The following is a 1,125-nucleotide window of genomic DNA, read 5'->3' as shown; positions in this document are numbered from 1 at the left end:
GGTGCTGTCATGCCTCAGCGAAGTGTTGAGAGACGCTTAAATAGCCCTTATTGTAAAAAACATTCAGAACAACTTGAATGCGAACCTTAAGTCTTGCTTCAGCAGAGAAAGCCTTATCCGTCCTTACGTGACAAGTTTTTTTATGCCGCGTCGTTATAACGTTGCTGTTTTGCTTGCTCGATGACATTCAAAAGATCTGATTGTAACCAACGCGATAAAAAACTAAATTTTAAAGGTTTTGGGAGAGAGCCATTGTTATCCACACACTCATCCCGCTTGTGATGTGCAAGCAAGTGATATTAATTGATTCAAGATAAACAGATTTGAAATGAGAGAATCTTACGATATTCGAGACTCTCATTCAATATACAAAACAGTGAACTATCATTATAAATCAATGTCTTGTGGAGGATTATAGAGATACGGCATGTGTCTGGACGATTGGTTATGGCCACACCAGCAATGCGGGTCACCCCCTTGTCAAAAAAGGCATGTGTATTAGCCAAGAGAAAGCAGAAGAAATCCTTTGTGAAGACTTAAAGCAATTCGAGCAGACGGTAGAGGAATCGGTTACGGTTTCGTTAACGGATTGCCAATTCGCGGCATTAGTATCATTTTGCTATAATGTAGGAACAGCTGCTTTTCGCAAGTCACATTGTTGAAGAAGCTTAATCAAGGGGATTATGAAGCCGTACCTGTTGAATTACAGAAATGGAATAAGGTGGGTGGGAAGCCTCTTGCGGGTTTAGCCAACCGTCGAGCAGCAGAAGCAGGATTATGGGTANCTTAATCAAGGGGATTATGAAGCCGTACCTGTTGAATTACAGAAATGGAATAAGGTGGGTGGGAAGCCTCTTGCGGGTTTAGCCAACCGTCGAGCAGCAGAAGCAGGATTATGGGTAAAAGGGTCCTATGTTTCTTCAAATTATCAAAGGGTAGAAACGAAAACGGCAACCGGACTTCTTAAAATAGAAGCGCTTGCCCCGATTATAGGGTCTTGTTCTGGTTTTGGTGGCTTGTTAGCAGGCAATGGACCTGTGCAAAGGGCATTAGCAGGCATCATGGTTTTAGCGGCTGTAACGGGCATAGTGATTGTCGCCAAGCGGTTTCGGGAGCAACGCTTAT

Annotated in this window: 3 pseudogenes; 2 read left to right on the top strand and 1 reads right to left on the bottom strand. The window is 43.1% G+C overall.

Going from position 1 to position 1,125, the window contains the following annotated elements:
• Positions 1-140 precede the first annotated feature (140 nt).
• A pseudogene (locus ACFIKN_RS07310) lies at positions 141-254 on the bottom strand (DNA-binding protein); the annotation flags it as partial.
• 129 nt (positions 255-383) lie between these two features.
• Here ACFIKN_RS07310 and ACFIKN_RS07305 point away from each other — a divergent pair.
• Both ACFIKN_RS07305 and ACFIKN_RS07300 read left to right on the top strand, forming a co-directional pair.
• Positions 384-769: pseudogene (locus ACFIKN_RS07305) on the top strand (lysozyme); the annotation flags it as partial.
• A 16-nt stretch (positions 770-785) separates the two neighbouring features.
• Positions 786-1,125: pseudogene (locus ACFIKN_RS07300) on the top strand (glycoside hydrolase family protein); the annotation flags it as partial.

Source organism: Bartonella sp. CL436QHHD (assembly GCF_042195105.1).
GTDB lineage: Bacteria > Pseudomonadota > Alphaproteobacteria > Rhizobiales > Rhizobiaceae > Bartonella.
The sequence above is the reverse complement of the archived record's forward strand: the minus strand, read 5'-3'. Positions and strand labels throughout refer to the sequence as shown.